Origin of the sequence: Salipiger mangrovisoli, from assembly GCF_015223355.1 — a bacterium.
Taxonomy (GTDB): Bacteria; Pseudomonadota; Alphaproteobacteria; order Rhodobacterales; family Rhodobacteraceae; genus Salipiger; species Salipiger mangrovisoli.
Map to the genome: position 1 here is coordinate 86109 of NZ_JADFFK010000006.1, position 24439 is coordinate 110547.

Genomic DNA, 24439 nt, shown 5'->3' on the forward strand with positions numbered 1-24439 from the left:
TCCTGGCGACGTCGCCATGATGTTAATTTATTGAAAAGTCTGAATTTTTGCCAAAGCTGATTGTCTAAACGTCGCTTTTACACTGGCAAATCGTTCCGCACGGCCGAAATGGCCGGTTACCAAAGTCTCTCGCGCACCCTCCTCATACCCCTGGCGACTTCGCCAGGGCACTCGTTAAACAATGTCTTAGTTGAACCACACGCCTTCACCCAGATCGCGGCCAGCCGCGCGCCGTGCGGTTGGGATCGCATGCGCAAAAAGAAGGCGGCGCGGACCGAAACCGACCCGAGCCGTGCGCATGTCGGACCAGAGGTTCCACTGGTCGTAGATCGCGTCGATTCGTTTCGGCAGCCCGGGCAGTCCCTCCTTGCGCAGATGGCGCATCAGGACATGCATCTGCGCCTCGCGCAGGGCGTAGCGATTGTGCCTCCGCCAGAGCGCCTTCAGCCCGGCAAGGGAATCGACCGGGAAGGACTCGTAGTCGAAATACGCCTCGGGCACGGGGCAGATGCGCGTGAACTCGGGCTCGGCCTCGGGGTCGAGATCGCGCAGGATCATGTTGCGCAGGAAGGTGTCGTCGCCGATCAGCCCCACGGGCAGCCAGAACCCGTCTTTCATGCGCGCAACCAATGCGTTGCGCAACATGTAGAAGTTCCCGGGAAGCCCGTGGTTCTTCAGGACCCGCTCGGCCCAGCCTGCAGAGCGCCGGCCACCGCGCGGCAGCCCCGAAAAGGCGAGCGCCTCGGGGTGAGCGTCCATCGCGGCGCGCATCCGGTCGAGCGCTCCTTCCGACACGCGCACATCGCCGTCGATGAAGACATGTGCCGCGGCCTCGGCGGGGGCGAGGCTGTGCACGTAGACGTCCCAGGCGTTTGCCTTGTCGCCGAAGGCGATGTCGACGCCGGAGAAGCGCGGATCACGCGCGCCGAATTCGGCGACGCGTTCGAGCGTGCGGTCGCGGGTGCCGTTGACCAGCACGGTGACCCGGTCCTCGGGCGCGAGACCCGCGGCGACCACGGCTTCGAGGCTGCGTATGATCGCCGCCTCCTCGTTGTAGGCGAAGATGGCAACCGAAAGCATCAGGCGGTCTTTCCCTTCTTGGCGGCATTGCGCCCGATCTGCGGGCCGAACATGCGCGCCCGGCGATCGAAAATCATTCGTTGCAGGCGGACGGCGGGCTTGAGCGTGTAGAGCCGTCCGCGCCAGGTTTCGAGCGTGCTGGCGACCGGATCGGTGGGGTAGCCAAGGGCGCGCAGCGTGTCGTTCATGATCGGCGAGACCTTCGCCAGATCCTCGGGCGTCAGTTCGCGGCGCCAGGCATCGGCGCGCGATGCGTCGACCGGCGTGTTGACCTTGCCCTTCCAGCTCATTTCCTGTGGCTTGATCACCGTGGTGCCGCCGCCGGTGTCGAGCATCTCGGCCACCGGCTCGACCCCGATATGCGCACAGAGCCGCGCCAGCTCGGTCGCCGGGTCGGCGAGCAGCGCCTCGTAGCGCACCGTCGTCAGCCGTGCCCCCGCCTGCGCAGCGAAGGTGTTGCCGAAGGAGATGTTGCGCACCCATTGCCGGGCGAGAGTCGCGGCATCGCCGGTCGCCCAGTCCACCTTTTGCAGCGAGCGCACGCAGGCGCGCCCGTCGCGGATGATCCAGATGATCCGGCAGTCGGGGAACCAGTCGACCAGCTCGTCGAGGTGCCGCAGATGCAGCGGCGTCTTCTCGACGACCCGTGTCGCGCCATGTGCGCGCCGATAGTGTTCGAGCAGCGTCGCAAAGACCGTGTTCTCGTCGAGCGGCGCGCCGGCACTGGCAGCTTTCAGCTCCGCGACGAAGCCGGCCCGGTCCGAGATCATGTATTGCAGCGGCCCGGTCATCGCGGCCTCCACCAACGCCTCGGGCCCCTGTTTTCGGGCGTCGATGAGCTGATAGCGGACCTGGTTCATGAACAGGCTTTCCGGCGTGGACACCAGATCGGGATGCCGGCCAAGCATCGAAGCCAGGAGCGTGGTGCCGGAGCGGGGATGTCCGACAACGAAGATGGGGGCGTGAGAGTCGGTCATTGCAGGGGCATTCCGTGTCAGGTTGATGTCCGGGCGCGCAGGAGCTTGATCATCGCGCCGGGTGCAGAAGTGTCGATGCCGGTGCGCTTCAGGCTGACCCACCACAGGCCGGCGTAGCCGACGAAAAAGGCGAAGACGAAGCCAATGCTGGTCACCATGGCGGGGTCGAACATCGGCAGCACGAGGGTCAGAAGCGCGCTTACCGGCAGCAGCACAAGCGTCATCAGCTGGACCCAGAAGATCGGCTTGCGCATGTCATGCACCAGCAGCACCAGGTCGGCCTTGCCGAACAGGGCCTTGATCAGCGGGATCGCCATGAGCGTCAGGGTGATCCCGTCGGCCGAGGTGTAGTGCTTGCCAAAAGCTGCAAGCAACGGTTTCAGCGCGAAGAGCACCGCCAGCACCATGATCGCGCAGAGCACGAGCTTGGTCGCGCCCCCGACCGCAAGCAGCTTTGTCGTGCGCTGCTCCTGCCGCGCATGCAGGGCACGCGAGAGTTTGGCCGAGAACGAGATCTCGACCGCGGAGATGGCGAAGCCCAGGAGGCCGGACAGGCTCAGGGCGACGGTGATCAGCGCGACCTGTTCAAGCGAGAGCACGGTGGACGCGACCACGATCATCAGGATCTTGGCGTTGTCGTTGATCATCCGCGACGGCAGCAGATAGAGGCCGGTCGTTAGCCATGCCTTGGGGTTCTCGATCCGGGGCGCCTGCGCTTTGGTGAAGGCCAGGGCATCGCGCAGCAGGTAGTGCTGCAGCGCCATGTTCGCGATCACCGTGATGGCATAGAGCACCAGCGCGGAAGAGACCGTCAGCTTCAGACCCAGCGCCGCGACGACAAGCAGCATGGCCAGCAGCATCAGCGGGCGCACCAATTCGCGCGGCACCTGCGAGGCCGCGGCCTTGTCCAGCGCGACACCGATCGCGGCGCCGGTCTGCACCCGCGCCATGCCGGCGATCATCAGCGTGACCAGCAGCACCCCGGCCAGGCTGGTGTGCAGGTACTCGGGGAACTTGATCCAGACTATGGCGAGGTAGAGCGCCATGGTGCAGGGGGCCGCGATCGCGATGGCCTGGCGCGAAAAGGCGATGAAGCCGGCGGCCAGATCATCGGTGCCGTTCTGCCGGGCACGCACCACGGCGCGGATCGCCACCGGGGCAAGGTTCAGCGTCGCGAGCGGCACCAGAAGCTGCGCAAGCGACCACAGAGAAGAGACCGCGCCGAACTCCGCGGGGGTCAGCAGCCGGACGAAGATCAACGTGTAAGCGAGAGTAGCAAGATTGCCCCCGACGCGCGCCAGCATGACAACCGAAAACGAGGCGAGCGCCTGCAGAATCTCGGAGCCGACAATCTTCTTTTGAATTGTATTCAATTTATTCGCCGTCCTTGTGAGCGGTTCAGCGCAAATCTATACCAAGTAACCTAACGTCTATGCGCTTGGCATGACATATTGCGCTGCAGCATAAAAGCGACGTTTTGGCAAACGTCCGCCGAGCCGGGCCTTTCGCCGCCGAAGGCCGGGGCACACGGCGCGAAATTCCGCACATGCGCTGCGATGCGGCAAGGCGAGCCTTCAGCCCTGGTCCTCGAGGATCGACGAGACATCGAGCCCACGCCGCGCCGCGCTGTCGCGCACCGCCTCGCGCAGGCGTTCGGAGCGCGACAACAGGCGCTTGAAGCGGATTTCGTCGAGTTGCAGCAGGGTCGAGGGCGTGATCGCCCGCACTTCCGAGCGCCGCCGCCGCTTGGGCATCAGCAGCGCAAGCTGGCCGCACATCTCGCCGCGCCCCAGCCGCCAGGTGTGGTTGCCGGCCTGCTGCTCGACCGCGCCCGAAGCGATGAACCACACCGATCGGGCGGTGCTGTCACGCCGGATGATCACGTCGCCCGGAGCGGCGTAGCGGGTGCGCAGCGCGCGGGACAGCCGGCGCAGTTCCTTCTCGTCGAGGTCGGTGAAGAGCGGAAACTGGCGCACGAGTTCGGTGCGTTGAACCGACAGGTCCAGCGGCGGACGGCCCTCGGCCTCGGAGCGGCGGCGGGCCAGGTCCTGCTTCAGCGCGGTGTAGACCTCTGCGCCGATCAGCCCATCGTCATGCATGGTTTCATATTCGCCCTCTTCCAGGCGCAGCGCGGTGCGGCGGATGAAGCGGCGCTCCAGCTCTTCCGCGTAGCCCGGATACTGCAGGCGCAGGCCTTCAATCGCGCGTTCGACCATGTCCAGGCGTCGGGTCAGCAGCTCGCGCAGCAGGTCGGCGACGCGGCGGCCGTGGATGCGTCGGATACGCCCGTCGATGAAGCCTTCGAGGTCGCGCAGGATCTGCCGCTGCGAGAGCAGCAGGTCGAAGCGGTCGGCGGTGAGCCGCCCCAGCGGCCCGGATATGCGCAGCCGGTTGTGCAGGAAGAGCGCGGCGCGGAATTGCTTGCCGTAGTCCATGGAGGCGCGGGCCGCGCGCTGGTAGCCGGTCCGGCCATCGCTCCGCGCGCCTTCGATCAGCCGGTCGCAATCGGAAAGCGCGCGCTGCGCCAGCCGCAGCGACAGCGTGCGTTCACGGATACGCGCGGTGGTGGCGTCGCGCTCGGCCCCGGCGAGCGCAATCAGCCCCAGCGTGATGCGATCGCGGTCGAGGATCTCGTCGCTCTCTTCTGCGGCCCTGACCACCGTGTCGAGCCGCTTGCCGAAGCGCTTGGCCTCGGAGCGGACGATCTCGCGGTCGAGCCCGTGGGTCTCGGTCGCGTTGGCCACCTGTTCACGCACGGTTTGAAGCGCCACGGCGACGACCTGCGTGCTGAGTGCCTGGTCGAGCGGTCCGAGCCGGTCCAGACCCAGTTTCTTGATCACCCAGGTCAGCGTCGTGCCCTGCACGAGCAGCGTCCAGAGGGTGAAGCCGGTGGCCAGGATACCGATCACGCGCTTGACCTCGATCGGCACACGGAAGCTTTCGGTGACCGCAAGGGCCAGCGCCAGGGTCAGCGCGCCGCGCAGCCCTCCCCAGAGGATGGCGACCCGATAGGGTCGTTCGATCGGAGGCGACAGGCGCAGCAGGCGCAGGATCGGCAGCAGCCCCGACAGGATGGCGCCGCGCGCGGCCATGGCGGCGGCAACCACCACGAGGATCAGGACGAAGTCTCCGAAATGGACGTCATCAAGCAGGCGCGGGATCAGCAGCGCGGCGAGAATGAAGATCAGCGCCCCGGCCCAATGCGCGAGAATGTCCCACACGTCGCGCAGGTTGGCCCAGGCAGTTGGAGGGATCTTGCCGGGTCCGACGAGGTTCAGCGTGAGTCCGGAGACCACCACGGCGATCACCCCCGAGGCGCCGAAAATCTGTTCGGAGCCGATGTAGGCAAGATAGGGCAGCGCGATGGAGACCGAGAGCTGCGCGCGTTCGTAGCGCTCGAGCATCGCCATGGCCCCGATGGCGCCCTGCGCCACCAGCCAGCCGGCGAGCGCCCCGCCACCCAGGAGCATGGGGAATTGCGTCAGCGCGCCTCCGAGCGTCGGATCGGGTACGCCCTCCATCACGTAGCCCATGAACAGACCGAAGAGCGCGATGGCGGCGGCGTCGTTCAGCAGGCTCTCGCCCTCGATGATCCGGACAAGGCGGCGCGGCGCGGCGATCGACCGGAAGATGCCGACCACCGCCGAGGGGTCTGTTGTGGAGACAATCGCCCCGACGAGGAAGCAGGCCATGATCGGCAGCGAGCTTGTCCAGGACAGCGCCAGGCCGACGAACAGCGTGGCCGCGACCACCGCCACCACGGCCAGCACGAGGATCGGCACCCAGTCGTCCAGCATCCGCCTCAGGTTCATCCCCAGCGTGGCCTGGAACAGCAGCGTCGGCAGGAACACGTAGAGGAAGACGTTGGAGCGGATCGGCAGGTTGATCACCGCTGCGGCGACCGGGTTCAGCGCATCGGTCAGGTCCGTGCGCAGGAAGAAAAGCGCGGCGCCGCCGATCAGGATGCCCAGAAGCGCGAGAATCGCGCTGTAGGGCAGGCGCAGACGAGCCGCCAGCGGCTCTGCCGCGGCGATGACCAGAAAAAGCGACGCGATGATCGCGGTGACGAGAATAACATCCATGGGTTCCAGATAGCCCGCATTTGTTACCGAGAGAACGGGATGGGGCAAATAATCTTGTGAACCGAGGCGCTTTTTGCCTGTCCCGCGCAGCAAGCCGCGTCGCGGTGGTTTTGTCTTGAGAAAATCGGGGGTGAGCGATAACCCGGCGCGCGAGGGCCGATACGTGTCCCGCAGCTGCTGACGAAGGAGATTTCCATGCGACTGGATCGACGGAACATGATCATGGCCGGCGCCGCCTTCTCGGTGCTGCCGCTGCTGCCGCGCGGCGCGCGCGCCGCTTTTGCGCCGACACCCGCCGACTGGCGCCGCTTCGAAGTGACCACGCGGGTCGACATCGCGGCGGACGGCAAGCCGGTTCAGGCCTGGCTGCCGGTCCCTTCGGTCAACGAGGACGGCTGGATGAAGGCCGAGGCCCCGACATGGAGCGGCAACGCCGACAGCGCCGAGCTGAAGACCGACGAGAAGAGCGGCGCGCAGTTCATCCACGCGGTCTGGTCCACGGGCCAGTCCTCTGCCGAGCTGGAGGTCGCGGCGGTGGTCTCGACCCGCGACCGTGCGACCGATCTTTCGGCACCGGGTGCGGCAGCCTCGCTCTCGGACGAGGACCGAGCCTTCTACACCGCGCCGACCCGGCTGATCCCGACCGACGGCATCGTCAAGGCGACCTCCAACTCGATCGTCGGCGACATCGACGGCGATCTGGCCAAGGCACGGGCGCTCTATGAATGGGTGGTCGAAAGCTCCGAGCGCAACCCCGAGACCCGCGGCTGCGGCATCGGCGACGTGGCTTCCATGCTCGAGATGGGCGACCTCACCGGCAAATGCGCGGACCTCAATGCGCTCTACGTCGGGCTGGCGCGGGCCGCCGGCCTGCCGGCGCGCGATGTCTACGGCCTGCGCGTGGCGCCTTCGAACTTCGGCTACAAGAGCCTGGGCGCTGGCTCGTCGGATGTAACCAAGGCGCAGCACTGCCGCGCCGAGGTGTTCCTCGATACGCATGGCTGGGTCGCTGTCGATCCGGCGGACGTGCGCAAGGTGATCCTCGAAGAGCCGCCGAAGAACCTCAGCCTCGACGATCCCAAGGTGCGCGCAGTGCGGGCCGCGCTTTTCGGCGCATGGGAAGGCAACTGGGTCGGCCTCAACTTCGCGCACGATGTTGCGCTGCCGGGTTCGAGCCGCGACGAGATCGGCTTCCTGATGTACCCGCAGGCCGAGATTGACGGCGTCGAGCAGGATGAACTCGACCCGCAGAGCTTCGCCTATGCGATCACGGCGACCGAGCTGAGCTGAGTCCTTCGCAACGACGGCAAGAGGGGCCGGCCTTCGGGCTGGCCCTTTGTCATGCATGGCACACCTCAAAACCGGAACAGGCGCGACGCGGTCGGCATGGATTTCCGAAGAGAGGGGGGGGGAGGCGGCAGCTCGAGGGAGGAGGAGATGAGCTGCCGCCAAATCTCGAGGCTCTAGGGAGGAGGAGAAGAGCCTCAAGAAACTCGCAGACGCGATACCGCGTCGACGGGATCAAGATGCCATTCTGTACTGCCGTGAACAATGCACAAGAACGGATAGCCCCAATGTGCTGGCTGCATGACGCAGGGGATGCACGATACCTGCCTGTTTTTTGCGCAGTGTCGCCGCGCCAGTGTCCCTGGCGCACGAGCCCGGTCGGGCAGGGCTCGTGCTCTGCGGGTCAGAGACCGACCAGAAGGTCGTAGTCGGCCAGCCCGAGGCCGGCGAGCAGGATGGTCTCGCTCGTCGGCGCATAGGTGAGCAGCAGCCCTTCCGCATCGGCGCTTGCGGCAAAGCTCGCGCCGTCGAGGCCATTGAAGAGGAACCTATCCTCGGTGACGTCGAAGTCGGTGATCACGTCGGTGCCAATGCCGGTCTGCCCGGTGTAACGGAACACATCCGCCCCTTCGCCGCCGGTGAGCGTGTCCGTGCCCAGGCCGCCGATCAGCGTGTCATCGCCGGCATCGCCGAAGATCAGGTCATCACCGCTGCCGCCGTTGATGCTGTCGTTGCCTGCCCCGCCGTAGATCGTGTCGGAGTCGTCCCCTCCCATGATCGAGTCGTTGCCGTCGCCGCCGTCGATCAGGTCGAAGCCGCCGCCGCCGCCCTTGATGGTGTCGTCGCCGGAGCCGCCGTAGATTTCGTCGTCATCGACGCCGCCGGTGAGTACGTCGTTGCCGTCCCCGCCATCCATGTAATCCTGGCCGGCGTTGCCATTGATCGTATCGTTGCCGTCGCCGCCCATCAGGCTGTCGTCGCATTCACCGCCCTGGATCACGTCGTCGCCGCTGCCGCCGTAGATCGTGTCCTCTCCATTTCCGCCGAGCAGCGTGTCGTTGCCCGAGCCGCCGTAGATCTTGTCGCAACCGTCGCCGCCGTCGACGCTGTCGTCTCCGGACAGGGCGATGATGAGGTCGTTGCGGACGCTTCCGGTCAGCGTGTCGTCGCAGAGCGTGCCGAAGATGTACTTCTGGATGGATTTGTCATCGCAACCGCAGTCGTCGCCGGGCGTCGGCGACGCGTCGGTATCGTCGTCGCAGTCGCGCGAGGCATCGTCGTAGGAATAGGATTTGAGCTGGCTAAAGAACTTGTAGAACATTGGGTTCCTCTGAATTTGGCTAATTTCAGTATTTCGGCGTCTGTGGTAATTGATGGTTGAATAAAAATACTCGAAAACAACTAATAGGTGTGCGCGGCAAGCGCGAAAGCACGCTATTCCGGGCCGTATTTGCGGCACCCGTCCGATTGATCGCGTGTTTCGAAAACCATGCGTGCACCTTCCTTGCGGCGGCGCTCGAAAGCGACCCGCCGGGCGGAAGATTATGGTTGGATGCTCGCGCCTTGGCTGTCGGTTTCCGCCTTGGGCGGCAGGCTTGGGTTGGTGGGAAAGCTCCGGCGCTCATGCGCAGACGGATGGCTAAAATCTACATCTGCAATTTCTGATAAAGACATATGTGTACGAATCAATTTCGCATAAAACGTTGATAGCGATCAGGAAACGATTCGCCAAACTGTTATCACTCAAATCGATTTCAGGACCAAGTGGACGCCGGAATAGCGCTGATGCCGTGATTATTTTTCGGTCAAAGCGGGCAGGGTGTTCGATAACCTCTGCCGTGCGGACCGGCGGCTTTAGCGGGCCCCGTTTGCAAGCTTGCCGGCCGCGGGATGCCGGCGCAGCGCAAACATCGCCGCTGCGCCGAGAAGCGGGCCGGGCAAAAGCAGCAGGAATGCCCATCGCCAGCCGCCGAGCCAGGCGGCGAAAAGCGGCAATACCCAGATCGCCACAACCGTGAGGGCAAAGCCGAGCCCGAGTTGCAGCGCCAGGGCGGTGCCAACGAAATGAGCGTCGGCGATCTCGGTGACGGCAGCCGAGAATTGCGCGCTGTCGCCGATCACGCTGATGCCCCAGACCAGCGCCAGAACCGCCAGCAGCATCGGCGGGCCGTCGAAAGCGAAGCCGATCAGCGCAGCGCAGCCCCCCGAGACGAGCATCATTCCGGCGCAGGTCAGGCAGCGCCCGATGCGGTCCGACAGCCAGCCCCCCAGCAGGCAGCCGGCCACGCCGCTGGCAACCACCGCGAAGCTGAGCATCGAGGCCGTGCCGAACGGGAAGGGCGAGAGCCCGCCTTCTTGCGCGGCGGTGGCGAAGGCGAGGAACCAGGCCCACATGGCGTAAAGCTCCCACATGTGACCGAAGTAGCCGAGGTTGGCCAAAAGCAGTGGCCGGTTGCTGAACACCGCAAGCGACTTGCGCGGATCGAATGTGGCGCGGCCGAAGCCATGTGGACCCTCGCGCAGCGCCAGCGCAAAGAGCAGCGCCGCGGCGAGTGCCGAGGCCGACGTGCCCCAGACCACCAGGTGCCAGTTCACCCCCTCGGCCAGTGCCCGGATCAGGTGCGGCATCGACGAGCCAAGGGTCAGGGCACCGATCAGGAAGCCAAGCGCCAGCCCGCGTCCCTTGACGAACCAGGTTGCCATGAGCTTGAGCGCGGGTGGATAGACGCCGGCCAGCGCGACCCCGGTCACGAAGCGCGCGGCGATGGCTCCGCCGGGACTTGAGACAAGCAAGGCCAGATTGGCCAGCGCTGCAAGCACCGCGGCCACGGTCATCAGCCGCTGCATCGGGATCAGGTCGGGAAGGTTGATCAGCGAGGCTCCGACCGCCCCCACCACGAAGCCGAGCTGTACCCCGTTGGTCAGCCAGGCGGCCTGTGCCGGGCTGAGCTGCCACTCGGAAATCAGCTCGGGCACGATGGCGGTGGCCGAGAACCAGGTGGCGAGCACTCCCACGACACCGAGGCAGATCACCACGAGCATGGCCCAGCGGCCGGTTGCGGGGAGGGCGGGGGAGAGGTTGGCGGTCATGCGTGGACCCTTGTCGTTGTGAGCCGGTTTCGCGGAGCGCGCTATCCAGGCCGTGCCATGTTTCGCAAGATGCCCACGCAGGCGGCAGACCGCAATCCTTGCTTGAAGCCCGGACCTTTCGGCGGTGAGGAAAGCAACCTTGGCGTGTGCGGGCAAATGGGTCTAGGGTCACGCGGGGCCGGTCCTCCGTGCGGGCCCAGCATTTTCATGACCTTAATTGCAGAGGGATTGTCCTGCATGGCTGACATCATCGGAACGGTGAACGACGATTTTCTTCCGGGCACCGGCAGCTTCGACCTGATCGAGGGACTCGAGGGCAATGACACGCTCGAAGGCAAATCTGGCCGCGACACGCTTTATGGCGGCGAAGGCGATGACCGCATTGTCACCGGGGCAGGGCCGGACGTGGCCTATGGCGGACCGGGCAATGATTACATCCTCGACGACTGGACCGAAGGCGGCTCGGAAGTTCTGCATGGCGACGATGGTGACGACGTGATCCGCACGCTGAATGGCGGCGACGTGGGGCCATTTCCGGTAGAGACCCATTGGTGGCTGTTCGGAGACGCGGGCAACGACAGGATCGTGGCGGGCTACGGCGGCACGGCGCATGCCTATGGCGGCAGCGGGAACGACATCATCGAGATGTCCGCCTTCGGCGGCGGCGAGGCTTTCGGGGGCACTGGCGACGATCGCCTTTATTCGCACGAGCGCAGCAGCATCAACGAGGTGCCGGATGTCGGCGACCAATATGGTCCGGGTCGGGGGGTGACGCTCGACGGCGGTGCGGGCAATGACACGCTCTGGGGCTACGCCGCGAACCAGGACACCTTCGTCTTTGCGCCGGGAGGCGGCCGCGATGTGGTCCGGAACTTCGGGACCGGGGACTGGGCGATCGACAGGATCGACCTGTCCGCTTTCGACTTCGGCATGTCGGCCGAGGACGTCTTCGAGACCTATGGCCACGTGCAGGATGCGCGGATCGTGATGAATTTCGCTGCCGATGCCAAACTCATCGTCTACGGCAACGGCGCCGACCTCGGCCCGGAGCTGACTGCGCAGGATGTGATCGATGCCCTGATCGTCTGATATCCTGCGAGCGACGCGAAACGGGCCGGAAGCTGGTGCTTCCGGCCCGTCTTCTTTGCGCGATCACGTCAGGAAATCATGCGTTCCAGGGGCGGTCGCCCTTGGCATCCTTGACGCGGGTCGGCAGGCCGATTTCATCGAGGATGGTGAAGAACGGCTTGGGGTCGAGTTCCTCGACGTTGCGCATGGTCTTGGCGTCCCATTCGCCCGAGGCGACCAGCATCGCCGCAGCGACGGGCGGCACGCCGGCAGTGTAGGAGATGCCCTGGCTGCCCACTTCTTCGTAGGCTTCCTTGTGGTCGGCGACGTTGTAGACGAAGATCTCGACCTCTTGGCCGTCCTTCACGCCCTTCACCAGATCGCCGATGCAGGTCTTGCCGGTGTAGTCGGGGGCCAGCGAGGAGGGATCGGGCAGCACAGCCTTGACCAGTTTCAGCGGCACCACCTCGAGACCCTCGGCGGTTGTCACCGGCTGCTCGGACAGCAGGCCCAGCGATTGCAGCACGGTGAAGACGTTGATGTAGTGCTCGCCGAAACCCATCCAGAAGCGCACGTCGGCCTGCGGGTAATTGGCCGAAAGCGAATGCACTTCGTCGTGGCCCGATTGGTAGGCGCGCTGCGTGCCGACGACGGGCAGATCCCAGTCCTTGCCCGACGCAAACATCTTGGTCTCTTTCCACTGCTGGTCTTCCCAGTAGTAGACGGTGCCGGTGAACTCGCGGAAGTTGATCTCGGGGTCGAAGTTCGTGGCGAAATACTTGCCGTGCGAGCCGGCGTTGATGTCGACGATGTCGATGCTCTTCACCTCGTCCATCTGGTCGATGGCAAAGCGGGCGAAGGCGTTGACCACGCCCGGATCGAAGCCCGCGCCGAGGATCGCGGTGACGCCCTTCTCGGCGCAGAGGTCGCGCTTCTTCCACTCGTAGTTGGCGTACCACGGCGGGGTCTCGCAGATCTTCGCCGGATCCTCGTGGATGGCGGTGTCGATATAGGCCGCCCCGGTTTCGATGCAGGCGTCGAGCACGGTCATGTTGACGAAGGCGGAGCCCACGTTGATCACGATCTGCGCGCCGGTGTCGCGGATCAGCTGCGCCACGGCGGCACTGTCCATCGCGTCGACCTGGTGAGCCTTGAGGACGCCCTCTACCTTCATCGCGCCCTTTTCGCGGACCGACTCAAGGATCGCTTCGCATTTCGAAAGCGTCCGGCTGGCGATATGGATCTCGCCGAGCACATCGTTGTTTTGAGCGCATTTATGCGCCACGACCTGAGCGACGCCGCCTGCGCCGATGATGAGAACGTCTTTTTTCAACTCACTGGACCTCCGTCTTTTGTCCGTCTTGGGTATGCGCGCGGGCTCAGGAAAGCGCGGCGCTGAAATCGTCGTAGGTGAAGTCGCGCACCAGCCGCTCGGAGCCGTCGAGTTCGCGGATGGCGATCGAGGGCATCTGCACCCCGTTGAACCAGTTCTTCTTGACCATCGTGTAACCGGCGGCATCCTGAATGCTGAGCCGGTCGCCAGGGTTCAGGGCTTTGGGGAACATGAACTCGCCGAAGATGTCGCCCGCCAGGCAGGACTTGCCGCAGATCATCCAGGGCTGATCGCCGCTCTCGTTCATCTTGGCGCTCTCGCGGTAGATCAGCAGGTCGAGCATATGCGCTTCGATCGAGCTGTCGACGATCGCGAGGTTCTTGCCGTTGAAGAGCGTGTCGAGCACCGTCACCTCCAGCGTGGTCGATTTCGTGATCGTCGCCTCTCCGGGTTCTAGATAGACCTGCACCTCGTTTTCGCCAGCAAAGCGTTTCAGGCGCTCGGCGAGGCGGTCGAGCGGGTACCCCTCGCCGGTGAAATGGATGCCGCCGCCGAGGCTGATCCACTGCATCTGCCGGATCAGGTGGCCGAAGCGCTGCTCGATGGAGCCGAGCATGGCGTCGAAGCGCTCGAAGTCGGCGTTCTCGCAGTTGTTGTGGAACATGAAGCCGCTGACCTGCTCAAGCACGGGCTCGATGTCCTTGGGGTCATGCTCGCCGAGGCGCGAGAAGGGGCGGGCGGGGTCGGCGAGATCGAAGCTCGAGGTCGACACGCCAGGGTTCACCCGCAGCCCGCGGGTGTGGCCGCGGCTGACCTCCTCGAAACGCGAGAGCTGCGCCGCGGTGTTGAAGATGATCTTGTCCGAGCTCGCCAGCACCTCGTCGATCTCGTGATCGGCCCAGGCCACGGAATAGGCGTGGGTTTCGCCCGGGAATTTTTCCCGGCCCAGCTTCACCTCGAAGAGCGAGGAGGAGGTGGTGCCGTCCATGTACTCGCTCATCATGTCGAAGACCGACCATGTGGCAAAACACTTGAGCGCCAGCAGGGCTTTGGCCCCCGAGGTCTCGCGCAGATGGGCGATCTTCTCGAGATTGGGCAGGAGCCGCGATTTGTCGATCAGGTAATAGGGCGTCTGCATCGGTGGTCACCTCCGGACAGCGAACACGGGGAAGCCGTGCCAATATAGCGCAAGCCCGCCGAGAACAATGCCCCCCTGATGACCGCGGTATCTGACGACCGTGTGACGGTCGCGAAAGGGCGGGGGCAAAAGCCTTCGAAGGCTTTTGCAACTCTCTTCGAAGAGAGTTGCGGCTCGGCGGTGGGGCAAAGAAAAAGGGCGGCCCGCGAGCCGCCCCCAGTTGGTCGAAGTCCCTGTTGGACCGTGCAGGCTTAGGCGGCCGTCTTCAGCTTCTGGCTGGCCTGCGGGGAAACGAATGCGCCGTGCAGGGCGGCGATCACCGGATCGAGGTCGTCGCGCTCGAGGATGAACTGCACATCTACGTTGCGCGGACCCTGCGTCGCGCCGATCGACTCGTAGCCCGCCTCGGCGATGGCCTGGAGACCACGGGTCAGCACGCAAAGGGTGCTGAGGTCGCGCCCGATGACCGAGGCCATCGACAGCATGCGCGCGCTGATCTGCGCCTGCGGGTAGAGCTTGGCCAGATCATCCTCGACCCGGCGCATCGTCTTGAGCGAGCTGTCGAGATAGTGGGTGATCGTGTTGGCGTTCGACACTTTCGAGACGATGCGCACGCCGTGGCGGGTCAGCACGTCGAGGATCGCGGCGTCATAGCCCTTTACCCCGACCATGTCCTGCTCGAAGACTTCGAGCGCCACGATGTCGAGCCCGGTGACGATCTCGACCGCCGGGGTCTCGGCGGGCTGGTCGTCGATCAGCGTGCCCGGATCGCCCGGCTCGAAGGCGTTGGTGACGCGCAGCGGCACCTGTGCCTGGCGCAGCGTCTTGGCGGCCTTGGGGTGGATCGCCTCCATCCCCATGTTCGACAGCTGGTCGGCCACGTCGTAGTTGGTGCGGCCCAGCTTGCGGACGTTTTCCGCGCCCACCAGCTTGGGGTCGGCCGAGCTTAGGTGGAACTCCTTGTGGATGATCGCCTCGCGGGCCGACGTCAACGCCGCCAGCTTCGAGAAGGTCACCTCGGAGTAGCCCCGGTCGAACTCGCGCATCAGCCCCTCGGTGCATTGCGCATAGCCGGTGACGATGGGCATCTCGGAGGCCGGGTCGACCCCCTCCATGGCCTTCATGATCCGCTCTTCGAGCGTGTAGTGCCCGTCGTCGCGCCAGCCCGAAAGGTCGACATTGCGTGCGTTCACACCGGCGCGCTGGAGCATCAGCACGGTGACATAGGCCGAATGCGCCTCGCCCAGCCCCGAGAGCAGCTCGCGGATCTGCAGCATGTGCTCCGACAGCTGGAAGTGCCCGTAGGAGCACAGCCGCTGCAGGTCGATCAGGCAGTTGCGCGCGCCCTCGACGCGGTTGCGCACGAAGTCGGTCGCCTGTTCGACGTCGCCGGGATGATCGAGCACGCCTTCATGCGCCTCGATCATCGCCTTCGACACCTCGGTCAGCGCGTCGTGCCAGCCGTGGCCGGTGTCGGAGTTGGCGAACTGGCCGTAGACCCCCGGCTTGCCCGATTTCTTGTGCTCGAGCAGCAGGTCGGTGATGCCGCCGAAGGCGGAGACCACGAAGACACGACCGTAGAGATCATCCCCCTCGCGGCCGCCGATGAGCAGCGTGTCGCGCAGTTCGTTCAGGCGGGACATGCTCGTCCCGCCGATTTTCTCAACGGTATGGGTCATGGCTTACGCCGCCTCCTCGGCGGGTGCGTAGGAGCCGTCTTCGCGGTGCACTTCGGTGCCGGTGACCGGCGGGTTGAAGCAGCAGGCCATGTGCAGCTCTTCGGTCGCACGCAGGATGTGCTTGTCGTTGAGGTTCAGCGCGTACATGACGCCGGGCTTGATCTCGTGGGTCTCGCCGGTGGCGACATCGGTGATCGAGCCCTTGCCGGCCATGCAGTAGACGCTCTCGAAGTGGTGCTTGTAGTGGAACGTGTGTTCCGAGCCCGCCTCGAGCACGGTGATGTGGAACGAAAAGCCCATGCCGTCATCTGCCAGCAGCAGGCGCGTCGAGGTCCACTGCGCGTCGGCAATATGCTTGTCGGTTTTCTTCAGTTCGTTGAAATCGCGTACAATCATGGTGTTACTCCGCGGCAATCTTGTGGTTGTTCAGGCTCGTGGCGGTGGCGTCGCGCAGAATGCCGAACCCCTTGCGGAAGGTCTCTTCCGGGGTGGTCAGCGGCGCGAGAACCTTGACGACCTCGTCGTCGGCGCCCGAGGTTTCGATGATCAGCCCGCGCTCGAAGGCCTCGGCGCAGATCGCGCCGGCCAGCTCGCCCGAGCCGACATCGACGCCGCGCATCAGGCCGCGGCCCTTGAGGTAGGCACCGGGGATCATGTCGGCGATGGTGTTCAGCTCGTCCTCGACCAGCTGCGCCTTCTCGGCGAGCGACTTCTGGAAGCGGCCATCGGCCCAGAACTTCTCGAGCGCCACGCGCGCCGTGATGAAGGCGTGGGTGTTGCCCCGGAAGGTGCCGTTGTGCTCGGCCGGTTTCCAGACGTCCAGCTCCGGCTTCAGCAGAAGCGCGGCGAAGGGCAGGCCGAAGCCCGAGAGCGACTTGGCCAGCGGGATCATGTCCGGCTCGACGCCCATCTCCTCGAAGGAGAAGAAGGTGCCGGTACGGCCGATGCCAGCCTGGATGTCGTCGGCGATGAGCAGCGCGCCGTGCTTCTTGGCAAGGCGGGCGATGCCGCGCAGCCATTCGGCGGAGGCGGCGTTGAGGCCACCCTCACCCTGCACCGGCTCCACGAGGAAGGCGGCGGGGGCGTCGAGACCCGACGAGGGGTTCTCGAGCATCATCTCGATCTGCGCGAGCGTGTCGACATCGGGGCCAAAGGCGCCCTCGTAGGGCATGTGGGTCACGCCCTGAAGCGGCATGCCGCCGCCATTGCGCTTGCCTTTGTTGCCGGTCGCCGCCAGCGCGCCCACGGTCATGCCGTGGAAGCCGTTGGTGAAAGCGATGATGTTGGTGCGGCCGGTGACCTTGCGGGCCAGCTTCATCGCGGCCTCGACGGCGTTGGTGCCGGTCGGGCCGACCATCATCACCTTGTGGTCCATGCCACGCGGCTCGAGGATCAGGCGCTCGAAGGCGTCGAGGAAGGCTTCCTTGGCGTCGGTGTGCATGTCGAGACCATGGGCGATGCCATCGCTCATGATGTGCTCGACCAGCGCCGCCTTCATGTGCGGGTCGTTGTGGCCGTAGTTCAGCGAGGAACAGCCGGCCAGGAAGTCGATGTAGGTCTTGCCCTGGTCGTCGGTCAGTTCCGAGCCGCGGGCAGAGGTGAAGCTCACCGGGAAGGAGCGGCAGTAGGAGCGTGCCTCGCTCTCGCGGCGAGCGTAAATAGTCGGGCCGTTAGACGTGTCTTTCGGCATAACGAAGTCCTTTCTAGAACTTAGAAAAAGATAAGATTAGCGATGTAAGGGGGAGCGATCAGGCCGCGGCGCGCAGCGCCTCTTCTTCTTCGGGCAGCTCGATCGTGACCATGTGCTCGGTCGCGTGCATGCCGTCGAAGTGTTCGTCGCGCGTGTAGTGCGGCTCGTCCGAGAGCTCGCCGCCGATCGAGCGGGCAAAGCTGCGGAACAGGCCCCAGGACGCATCGTTGTCGCGGGTGATCGTCGTCTTGAGTTCCGTTGCCTCAGCGCATTCCTCGCGCTCGACCAGATGCGTCAGCATCTTGCGGCCGAGACCGAGGCCGCGCGCCTTGGGGCTGACCGCCACCTGCCAGACGAAGAAAGCGTCTTGGTTGGGGATCATGTGGCCCGAGATCCAGCCCACCGGCTCGCCATCAAGTTCGGCGAGAACACAGGTGTCGCGGAAATGCTCGGCCTGGACGAGGTTGCAGTACATGGAGTTCTCGTCCAGCGGCTTGCAGGCGCGCACGAGCTCCCAGATCGCAGCCCCGTCCGTTGCTTCGGGCTTACGCAGCACCGGGGTGCGCGCGTCAGGCTGTGTCATGTCTTTCGGCATCGATCTGGTTTCCTCCGTTTCGTTCGTCAATCTAACTAATACAGGTGACCAAAAGTTTCAACCACCGAAGCAGTTTTTGCGCTTATAGCGGCGTATGAGGTCATTTTCAGACGTGAATGATACGATTTTATGAAGCAAATCTGCTTAGTCTTACGAATGACACAGTCAAGTGCTTAGACAATTGAAGCTTTGGCGGAATCCTGCCAAAAGTTCCGCATGGCTGACCCAACTCCAGATCGCACCGACCAGAGCCTGATCGCGCTGCGCCGTATCCTGCGCGCGACCGAGCTTTTCGAGCGCAAGCTCGCGCAGGCCGCCGGGCTGACCCCGGCGCAGCTTCGGGTGTTGCAGATCGTCGCCAAGAAGGATCATGGCACCGCCACCCCCAAGGCGCTGGCCACCCAGATGGGGGTCAGCCAGGCCACGGTCACCGCGCTGGTCGACAAGCTGGTGGCGCGCGACATGGTGGCGCGGCATCGCTCCGATGTGGACCGGCGGCAGACCGACGTGGCGATCACCGACAAGGGGCGCGCGGCGGTCAGCAGCTCGCCCGACGCGCTCCAGCAGAAGTACGTCAAGAGCTTCGAGGCGCTGATGGACTGGGAGCAGGCGCAGCTCGTGGCCTCGCTCGAACGGGTCGCCGCCATGCTCGATGCCCATGAGATCGACGCCTCGCCGGTGCTGACCATCCGCGATATCCGCCAGGAAGACTATTGAACCTTCAGGGGCAGGGCAGCCGCGGTCGCGGGTCCGGCCGCGAGTCGTGCGACAGGTCGTAGAGCCAGCGCGCGAGTTGCAGCGACGGGGCGCTCCAGACCGTCCCGCCATCTGGGAGGCAATGCAACGGGCGGTCGGCGGGACGCCGGGCCAGCCGGTCGCGCCTGCCGAAACCAAGCTGCCTGACCGTCCTCAGGGCCGGGACGAGCGCCTCTTGCCCTGCGCGCACCGCCTGCTCCAGCGCAAGCTCGACCTCGGCGGGCGAGGCGCACATTGGAGAGATCTGGGAAAAATTCCCGCCGGCTGGATCGAGCGCGGCGCTGGCGTGCGTCATCGCCTCGCGCGCCGCGGTGGGCAGCGGCAGGCCCAGGGATGCGCGGCAGGCGGCAAGATGGATATTCGCGACAAGATCGACCGGATTGACATGCTGCCCGCGGGTCGGCCAGGTCCGGCAAAGTCCGGGCGCAATCCAGGCGGAGTCTTCCGGGCGCGGCGCACTCACTTCGGTGTCGCGGATCACGGTCAGCAGGGCATCGCGGGCCACCTGCGGCTCGCGCCGCCCGGCCAGAACCAGAGCCAGCCAGGCGAGCGCCGTCGTCTTCAGGTCCGGAAGAGCGGCGTTCGGCGGCATTGTTGCATGCATCCGGAACCAGCCGTTGCCCTCGGGGGCGGCGCAGCTCTCGATGAACGACAGCCCCCGCTCGAGGGACAGCTGCAGCAGCGGGTCGCGGCCGGCGAGGCCCGGACTCAGCAGGATCAGGCAAATCTGCGCGGTTATCAGGCAGGTCTCGTCGGGCCTGCTCGAGGCCTGCGGCTCCTGCACGATCGCGCCGAAGGCACCCGTGGCGGACTGATAGCCCAGTAGGCCCGCGACCAACGCCTGCGTCATGACCGCCTGCCGTGGCGCATCCGAAGCGCGGCGACCTGGAACTGTCGTGGGGCGGCGGCTGCGATCATCTCTCCCTCGGGCTGGTGGCGCTGCCCAAAAAACTAGCGCAAAAATTCCAAGATCAAACTCCGGGCGCTTGGAGGGAGCCGGTCGTGCGGTGGCGGGCGCAGGGCGTTTCCCGCTTGTGTCCCGCGCCGCCCTCGGGGCAGATGAGGGGGATCCGCGCCGTGGGGCAGGGCCGTAAGTGCACCCGTGCCTCACGCGAGGAAATTGCCCCGGCCAAGGGGCGTGAGAAGAACGGAGCAGAGCACCATGTCCCAGCATGTCGCCATCAATATCAAGACCCAGGCCTATCACAGCATGCTCGGCGCGCATTACACGCTCCACGACTGCACCGCGGGATACACGCATCTGACCGATGAGGAACGCGCGGCGACCCGCGTGTTGGTCACCGCCGGTTTCCGGGGGGCGACAGGGGCCGAGATGGACGAGCTGCCGAACCTCGCGCTGATCTGTTGCGTCGGCACCGGCTACGAAGGGATTGACGTGCAGGCGGCCCTCGCGCGGGGGATCCGGGTGTCGCATGGTGCCGGGGTGAACGCCGGGGCCGTGGCGGACCATGCCATGGCGCTGCTGCTCTCGGCGGTGCGGGCCATCCCGCATCAGGACCGGCTGACGCGCTCGGGGGCCTGGAACTATACCGAAACGCCGCGGCCGCTGGTCTCGCGCAAGAAGATGGGCATCTTCGGCATGGGCGGCATCGGTGCGGCGCTGGCACGTCGGGCCGCGGCCTTCGACATCGAGGTGAGCTACCACAGCCGCACGCCGAAGACCGATCTGCCCTACGCCTATGTGGCTTCGCTGCGCGAGCTGGCCGAAGCATCGGACTATCTGGTCGCCTGCGTGCCGGGCGGGCCTTCGACGCAGCACGCGGTGAATGCCGAGGTGCTCGAGGCGCTGGGGCCGAAGGGGTATTTCTTCAACGTCGGGCGCGGATCGGTGGTCGATACGGCGGCCCTGATCGCGGCGCTGCAATCGGGCACGATCAAGGGCGCGGGACTCGATGTCTTCGAGACGGAGCCGGACGTGCCCGCCGAGCTTTGCGCGCTCGAGAACGTGGTGCTGACACCACACATGGCCGGCAATGCCCCCGAGGTGCAGGAGATGGCCGCCGATCTGATCCGCGAGAACATCACCGCCTTCAACGAGGGGCGTGCGCTGGTGAGCCCGGTGCCCGAGATGAGGGCGCTGACCCCGGCCATCTAGCGGCGCGACCGGTTCAGCCGCCCTGTGCCGGGTGCTGCGCGGCCACCGCGACCAGCTCGTCGACCAATCCAAGAAGCAGCGCGTCGGGCAAGGTCCCGTCGCGCAGCGAGATCCCGACCGGCCCGCCGAGCAACTCGTTGCTCACCGGCAGAACCGCCAGCTCGCCGCTGTCGAGTTCGGCGCGCACCACGCCTGCGCTGATGAACCAGATCGTGTCGGACTGCACCACGACCCTGCGCCCGAACGCGTGGGAAACATTCTCATACGCGGGAATCGGCTCGCCAAGCCCCAGCGATTGCAGAAAGGCCCGCACAGATCCCGAGATCACCGCCCCTGCGGGTGGCAGCATCAGCGGGTAGCGCAGCAGCTCGGCAGGGTCCCAGTCGCGGCCGTCCAGCGGGTGGCCGGGGCGGATCACCGGCACCACGCGCTCCCAGTAGAGCTGGCGGAAACTGAGCCCCTCGCCGGTGCCGGTGGCGGGCATTCGGCCGACCACCAGGTCGAGCGCGCCTTCGCGCAATTGCGAGAGCAAAAGCCAGTTCGGTCCGGTCGAGACCCGCAGCGTGCAATCGGGGTGAAGGGCCCGGAAGCGCGCGGCGGCGTCCGGGAAAAGCCCGGTGGCGGCGGTCGGCAGCACGCCCACGGCGAGCTTTCTCTGGCGCTGCGGCAGGTCGCGCAGAAGCCGCTGCCCGCGCTCGAGGTCGGCCAGCGCGGTGCCGGCGTATTGCTGAAAGATCTTGCCCGCCTGTGTCAGCGCCAGCCGCCGTCCGCTGCGGTCGAATAGCTGCGCTCCGAGGATGTCCTCGAGCTCCTTGATGGTCTTGGAGGCGGCGGGCTGGCTGACATGCAGTGCCTCGGCGGCGGAGCTGAGGCTGCCGAGGCGGGCGGTCTCGAGGAAGCAGCGCAAGTGCCTCATGCGCAGGTGCGGGTGGAGCATTCATAACCTCGGAGTTATGGGTCATGCCTCTACTTATATTTTCCAATCGAGGTTTGCCATGGCAGAAGAACCCCGAGACCGAGGAGACATCATGCAGACAGTTACCGTAGACGGCGTCAGCCTGCACATCCGCGATGACGGCCCGAAGGAGGGCCGCGCGCTGATGCTGGCCAATTCGCTGGGCACCGACCTGCGGGTCTGGGACGCGCTCATTCCGCTGCTGCCCGAGGGGCTGCGCGTGGTGCGTTTCGACAAGCGCGGGCACGGGTTGTCGGATGCGCCCGAGGCGCCCTATGCGATGGAAACGCTGGTGGCCGATGCCGAGGCGATCTGCGAGGCGCTCGCGATGAGGGACATCACCTTCGTCGGCCTGTCGATCGGCGGGCTGATCGGGCAGGGGCTGGCGGCGAAGCGGCCGCATCTCGTACGTGCGCTGGTGCTGATGGACACTGCCGCGAAGATCGGCACGCCCGAGATGTGGCAGACCCGGATCGACGGCATCCGCGCGGGTGGCGTCGGCGCGCTGGCGGACGCGATCCTCGAGCGCTGGTTCACGCCGGGCTTCCGCGAGAGCGATCCGCAGTTCGCCGCGTGGAAGAACATGCTCGTGCGCACGCCGGTCGAGGGCTACGTCGGCTGCTGCGCCGCGATCGCCGGGGCGGATCTGACCGAGAGCACCCGCGCGCTGACGCTGCCGGTGCTGGCCATGGCCGGGGCCGAGGATGGCTCGACCCCGCCCGAGCTGGTGCGCGGCACCGCCGGGCTCTGCGGCGCAGACTTCGCGCTGATCGAGGGCGCGGGGCACATCCCCTGCGTCGAGCAGCCCGTGGCGACCGCCCGGCTCATCACCGATTTTCTGGAAAGGACCGCCTGAATGGACGAGCTTTACGAACAGGGCATGAAGACGCGCCGATCGGTGCTGGGCGATGCCCATGTCGACCGCGCCGAGGCCGCCAAGACCGCCTTTGACGAGCCCTTTCAGACGCTGATCACCCGCAGCGCCTGGGGCACGGTCTGGGCCTCGGACGCGATCAGCCAGCGCGAGCGCTCGATGCTGACGCTGGCGTTGCTGGCGGCGACCGGCAACTTCGAGGAGATCCCGATGCACATCCGCGCCACCGCGCGCACCGGGGCCAGCAAGCAGGACGTGCTGGAGGCCTTCCAGCACGTGGCGATCTATGCCGGTGTGCCGCGCGCCAACCACGCGCTGAAACTCGCCAAGGCGACCTATGCCGAAATGGAGGCGGCAGCCGAATGAGCAATTTCGTGACCACAGAGAAGGGCCCGCTGATCCCGCGCAACCGCGATGCGCATCCGGTCGCCTACGATCCCGGCTACAAGACCAGCGTCAGCCGCTCGCCGAACCTGCCGCTGCTGTCGATGGAAAGCTCGCCCTCGGAAGAGACCGGCCCGACCTTTGGTCACGGCAAGCTCGGCGCGCTCGACAACAACCTGATCCTGAACTGGACCAAGGGCGCGGCCCCGGCCGTGGGCGAGCGCATCCTGATGCACGGCCGCGTGCTCGACGAGAACGCGCGTCCGGTGCCGAACACGCTGCTCGAGATCTGGCAGGCCAACGCGGGGGGGCGTTACCGTCACAAGAAGGACACCTACCTCGCCCCGCTCGACCCGAACTTCGGCGGCTGCGGCCGCACGCTGACGGATGAGAACGGCTACTACCAGTTCCTGACCGTGCGCCCCGGTGCCTACCCGTGGCCGAACCGCGGCAACGACTGGCGTCCGATGCACATCCACATCTCGGTCTACGGTCACAGCTTTGGCCAGCGCCTGATCACCCAGATGTATTTCGAGGGCGATCCGCTGATCAACCACTGCCCGATCGCCGCGACGATCAAGAACCGCGCCCAGCTCGATGCGCTGGTCGCCCCGCTCGACCTGGCGCACTCGCGCCCGCTCGACTACCTCGCCTACAAGTTCGACATCGTGCTGCGCGGCCGTCGCCAGTCGATGTTCGAGAACAAGCTGGAGGGCATGTGATCATGGTGCAGAAACTCGACACCCTCGTGGAAACCGCCTCGCAGACCGCCGGGCCCTATGTCCACATCGGGCTGATGCCCACCTACGCGGGCAACGCAGGTTACTATGACCAGGAGATCGGCGTGAGCCCGATCGAGGACGGCTGCGAGGGCGAGATCATCGAGATCACCGGTTCGGTCTACGACGGCACCGGCTGGGCGATGCGTGACGCGCTGATCGAGAGCTGGCAGCCCGACGCCAAGGGCGTGTTCCCCGGGCAGGAGGGCGCGGATCCCAAGGTCTCCGGCCATTGCCGCTTTGCCGCCGATGCGGAAACCGGCGAGTTCACCCTGCGCACGGTCAAGCCGGGCAAGGTGAAGGGCCGGGGCGGCGTGGTCAGCGCGCCGCATATCTCGCTCTGGGTCGTCGCACGGGGCATCAACATCGGGCTGCAGACGCGCATCTACTTCGAGGACGAGGACAACGCCTCGGATCCGCTGCTGGCGCGCATCGAGCAGCGCCCGCGCGTCGATACGCTGATCGCCAGGAAGACCGGCGAGGGCAAGTACCGCTTCGACATCCGCCTGCAGGGCGAGGGCGAGACGGTCTTCCTCGACATCTGAGGCGGGTCTCG

Annotated in this window: 22 protein-coding genes; 8 read left to right on the forward strand and 14 right to left on the reverse strand. The window is 65.8% G+C overall.

From position 1 onward, the window contains the following. Positions 1–186: 186 nt before the first annotated feature. From IQ782_RS09490 to IQ782_RS09505, 4 genes are all read right to left on the reverse strand, one after another. Positions 187–1080, reverse strand: coding sequence for a glycosyltransferase family 2 protein (locus tag IQ782_RS09490; protein WP_194134392.1), 894 nt, complete (start codon positions 1078–1080; stop codon positions 187–189). Then, a complete protein-coding gene (locus tag IQ782_RS09495; protein WP_194134393.1) occupies positions 1080–2057 on the reverse strand; it encodes a sulfotransferase family protein in 978 nt (325 codons plus the stop codon). Before IQ782_RS09495 ends, IQ782_RS09490 begins: the two co-directional genes overlap by 1 nt. Before the next feature lie 17 nt (positions 2058–2074). Next, positions 2075–3430: a lipopolysaccharide biosynthesis protein gene (locus tag IQ782_RS09500; RefSeq protein ID WP_194134394.1), complete on the reverse strand. Its 1356-nt coding sequence runs from the start codon at positions 3428–3430 to the stop codon at positions 2075–2077. Positions 3431–3631: 201 nt separating this feature from the next. Then, positions 3632–6139 (reverse strand): cation:proton antiporter, encoded by a 2508-nt coding sequence (locus tag IQ782_RS09505; protein ID WP_194134395.1) that lies wholly within the window; start codon positions 6137–6139, stop codon positions 3632–3634. Positions 6140–6334: 195 nt separating this feature from the next. Here IQ782_RS09505 and IQ782_RS09510 point away from each other — a divergent pair, with 195 nt between their 5' ends. Then, entirely contained in the window at positions 6335–7429 is a 1095-nt protein-coding gene (locus IQ782_RS09510; RefSeq protein ID WP_194134396.1) for a transglutaminase-like domain-containing protein, read from the forward strand. A gap of 400 nt (positions 7430–7829) precedes the next feature. Here IQ782_RS09510 and IQ782_RS09515 read toward each other — a convergent pair whose 3' ends face one another. Then, on the reverse strand, positions 7830–8747 hold the full coding sequence (locus IQ782_RS09515) for a calcium-binding protein (RefSeq protein ID WP_194134397.1): 918 nt from the start codon (positions 8745–8747) through the stop codon (positions 7830–7832). 533 nt (positions 8748–9280) lie between these two features. Then, complete coding sequence (locus IQ782_RS09520; protein WP_194134398.1) at positions 9281–10516, reverse strand: MFS transporter; 1236 nt, start codon at positions 10514–10516, stop codon at positions 9281–9283. A gap of 237 nt (positions 10517–10753) precedes the next feature. Here IQ782_RS09520 and IQ782_RS09525 point away from each other — a divergent pair, with 237 nt between their 5' ends. Further along, positions 10754–11605: a calcium-binding protein gene (locus IQ782_RS09525; protein WP_194134399.1), complete on the forward strand. Its 852-nt coding sequence runs from the start codon at positions 10754–10756 to the stop codon at positions 11603–11605. Between the two features lie 76 nt (positions 11606–11681). On the opposite strand, the gene IQ782_RS09530 is transcribed toward IQ782_RS09525, so the two are convergent. The 6 genes from IQ782_RS09530 to ectA form a co-directional block, all read right to left on the reverse strand. Then, complete coding sequence (locus tag IQ782_RS09530) at positions 11682–12917, reverse strand: saccharopine dehydrogenase family protein (RefSeq protein ID WP_194134400.1); 1236 nt, start codon at positions 12915–12917, stop codon at positions 11682–11684. 46 nt (positions 12918–12963) lie between these two features. After that, positions 12964–14055 (reverse strand): carboxynorspermidine decarboxylase, encoded by a 1092-nt coding sequence (locus IQ782_RS09535; RefSeq protein ID WP_194134401.1) that lies wholly within the window; start codon positions 14053–14055, stop codon positions 12964–12966. A gap of 251 nt (positions 14056–14306) precedes the next feature. Beyond that, positions 14307–15734 (reverse strand): aspartate kinase, encoded by a 1428-nt coding sequence (locus tag IQ782_RS09540; protein ID WP_194134402.1) that lies wholly within the window; start codon positions 15732–15734, stop codon positions 14307–14309. 3 nt (positions 15735–15737) lie between these two features. Then, entirely contained in the window at positions 15738–16130 is a 393-nt protein-coding gene (locus tag IQ782_RS09545) for an ectoine synthase (RefSeq protein WP_194134403.1), read from the reverse strand. Between the two features lie 4 nt (positions 16131–16134). Beyond that, a complete protein-coding gene (gene ectB / locus IQ782_RS09550) occupies positions 16135–17424 on the reverse strand; it encodes a diaminobutyrate--2-oxoglutarate transaminase (RefSeq protein WP_194134404.1) in 1290 nt (429 codons plus the stop codon). 58 nt (positions 17425–17482) lie between these two features. Then, on the reverse strand, positions 17483–18019 hold the full coding sequence (ectA, locus tag IQ782_RS09555; RefSeq protein WP_194134405.1) for a diaminobutyrate acetyltransferase: 537 nt from the start codon (positions 18017–18019) through the stop codon (positions 17483–17485). A gap of 216 nt (positions 18020–18235) precedes the next feature. Here ectA and IQ782_RS09560 point away from each other — a divergent pair, with 216 nt between their 5' ends. Then, the gene (locus IQ782_RS09560; RefSeq protein WP_194134406.1) at positions 18236–18736 is read left to right on the forward strand and encodes a MarR family winged helix-turn-helix transcriptional regulator; all 501 of its coding nucleotides are present in this window, start codon (positions 18236–18238) and stop codon (positions 18734–18736) included. Positions 18737–18740: 4 nt separating this feature from the next. Here IQ782_RS09560 and IQ782_RS09565 read toward each other — a convergent pair whose 3' ends face one another. Continuing rightward, positions 18741–19625, reverse strand: a complete 885-nt coding sequence (locus IQ782_RS09565; RefSeq protein ID WP_194134407.1) for a hypothetical protein — start codon at positions 19623–19625, stop codon at positions 18741–18743. 312 nt (positions 19626–19937) lie between these two features. Here IQ782_RS09565 and IQ782_RS09570 point away from each other — a divergent pair, with 312 nt between their 5' ends. Next, on the forward strand, positions 19938–20891 hold the full coding sequence (locus IQ782_RS09570) for an NAD(P)-dependent oxidoreductase (RefSeq protein ID WP_194134408.1): 954 nt from the start codon (positions 19938–19940) through the stop codon (positions 20889–20891). A gap of 13 nt (positions 20892–20904) precedes the next feature. On the opposite strand, the gene IQ782_RS09575 is transcribed toward IQ782_RS09570, so the two are convergent. After that, entirely contained in the window at positions 20905–21828 is a 924-nt protein-coding gene (locus IQ782_RS09575; protein WP_194134409.1) for a LysR substrate-binding domain-containing protein, read from the reverse strand. A gap of 91 nt (positions 21829–21919) precedes the next feature. Between IQ782_RS09575 and pcaD the strand changes: the two genes are divergently transcribed. From pcaD to pcaG, 4 genes are read left to right on the forward strand one after another with little or no spacing between them, the layout of a single operon-like run. Next, positions 21920–22702: a 3-oxoadipate enol-lactonase gene (gene pcaD / locus IQ782_RS09580; protein WP_194134410.1), complete on the forward strand. Its 783-nt coding sequence runs from the start codon at positions 21920–21922 to the stop codon at positions 22700–22702. Continuing rightward, positions 22703–23086, forward strand: coding sequence for a 4-carboxymuconolactone decarboxylase (pcaC, locus tag IQ782_RS09585; protein ID WP_164197870.1), 384 nt, complete (start codon positions 22703–22705; stop codon positions 23084–23086). Further along, positions 23083–23826, forward strand: coding sequence for a protocatechuate 3,4-dioxygenase subunit beta (gene pcaH, locus IQ782_RS09590; protein WP_194134411.1), 744 nt, complete (start codon positions 23083–23085; stop codon positions 23824–23826). Before pcaC ends, pcaH begins: the two co-directional genes overlap by 4 nt. A gap of 2 nt (positions 23827–23828) precedes the next feature. After that, on the forward strand, positions 23829–24428 hold the full coding sequence (gene pcaG, locus IQ782_RS09595) for a protocatechuate 3,4-dioxygenase subunit alpha (protein WP_194134412.1): 600 nt from the start codon (positions 23829–23831) through the stop codon (positions 24426–24428). Positions 24429–24439 lie beyond the last annotated feature (11 nt).

What these genes read in the sequence shown, in the direction of transcription:
- IQ782_RS09490 (WP_194134392.1), bottom strand. Translation starts at nt 1,080, where the DNA reads ATGCTTTCGGTTGCCATCTTCGCCTACAACGAGGAGGCGGCGATCATA.
- IQ782_RS09495 (WP_194134393.1), bottom strand. Translation starts at nt 2,057, where the DNA reads ATGACCGACTCTCACGCCCCCATCTTCGTTGTCGGACATCCCCGCTCC.
- IQ782_RS09505 (WP_194134395.1), bottom strand. Translation starts at nt 6,139, where the DNA reads ATGGATGTTATTCTCGTCACCGCGATCATCGCGTCGCTTTTTCTGGTC.
- IQ782_RS09510 (WP_194134396.1), top strand. Translation starts at nt 6,335, where the DNA reads ATGCGACTGGATCGACGGAACATGATCATGGCCGGCGCCGCCTTCTCG.
- IQ782_RS09515 (WP_194134397.1), bottom strand. Translation starts at nt 8,747, where the DNA reads ATGTTCTACAAGTTCTTTAGCCAGCTCAAATCCTATTCCTACGACGAT.
- IQ782_RS09520 (WP_194134398.1), bottom strand. Translation starts at nt 10,516, where the DNA reads ATGACCGCCAACCTCTCCCCCGCCCTCCCCGCAACCGGCCGCTGGGCC.
- IQ782_RS09525 (WP_194134399.1), top strand. Translation starts at nt 10,754, where the DNA reads ATGGCTGACATCATCGGAACGGTGAACGACGATTTTCTTCCGGGCACC.
- IQ782_RS09535 (WP_194134401.1), bottom strand. Translation starts at nt 14,055, where the DNA reads ATGCAGACGCCCTATTACCTGATCGACAAATCGCGGCTCCTGCCCAAT.
- IQ782_RS09540 (WP_194134402.1), bottom strand. Translation starts at nt 15,734, where the DNA reads ATGACCCATACCGTTGAGAAAATCGGCGGGACGAGCATGTCCCGCCTG.
- IQ782_RS09545 (WP_194134403.1), bottom strand. Translation starts at nt 16,130, where the DNA reads ATGATTGTACGCGATTTCAACGAACTGAAGAAAACCGACAAGCATATT.
- ectB (WP_194134404.1), bottom strand. Translation starts at nt 17,424, where the DNA reads ATGCCGAAAGACACGTCTAACGGCCCGACTATTTACGCTCGCCGCGAG.
- ectA (WP_194134405.1), bottom strand. Translation starts at nt 18,019, where the DNA reads ATGCCGAAAGACATGACACAGCCTGACGCGCGCACCCCGGTGCTGCGT.
- IQ782_RS09560 (WP_194134406.1), top strand. Translation starts at nt 18,236, where the DNA reads ATGGCTGACCCAACTCCAGATCGCACCGACCAGAGCCTGATCGCGCTG.
- IQ782_RS09565 (WP_194134407.1), bottom strand. Translation starts at nt 19,625, where the DNA reads ATGACGCAGGCGTTGGTCGCGGGCCTACTGGGCTATCAGTCCGCCACG.
- IQ782_RS09570 (WP_194134408.1), top strand. Translation starts at nt 19,938, where the DNA reads ATGTCCCAGCATGTCGCCATCAATATCAAGACCCAGGCCTATCACAGC.
- IQ782_RS09575 (WP_194134409.1), bottom strand. Translation starts at nt 21,828, where the DNA reads ATGCTCCACCCGCACCTGCGCATGAGGCACTTGCGCTGCTTCCTCGAG.
- pcaD (WP_194134410.1), top strand. Translation starts at nt 21,920, where the DNA reads ATGCAGACAGTTACCGTAGACGGCGTCAGCCTGCACATCCGCGATGAC.
- pcaC (WP_164197870.1), top strand. Translation starts at nt 22,703, where the DNA reads ATGGACGAGCTTTACGAACAGGGCATGAAGACGCGCCGATCGGTGCTG.
- pcaH (WP_194134411.1), top strand. Translation starts at nt 23,083, where the DNA reads ATGAGCAATTTCGTGACCACAGAGAAGGGCCCGCTGATCCCGCGCAAC.
- pcaG (WP_194134412.1), top strand. Translation starts at nt 23,829, where the DNA reads ATGGTGCAGAAACTCGACACCCTCGTGGAAACCGCCTCGCAGACCGCC.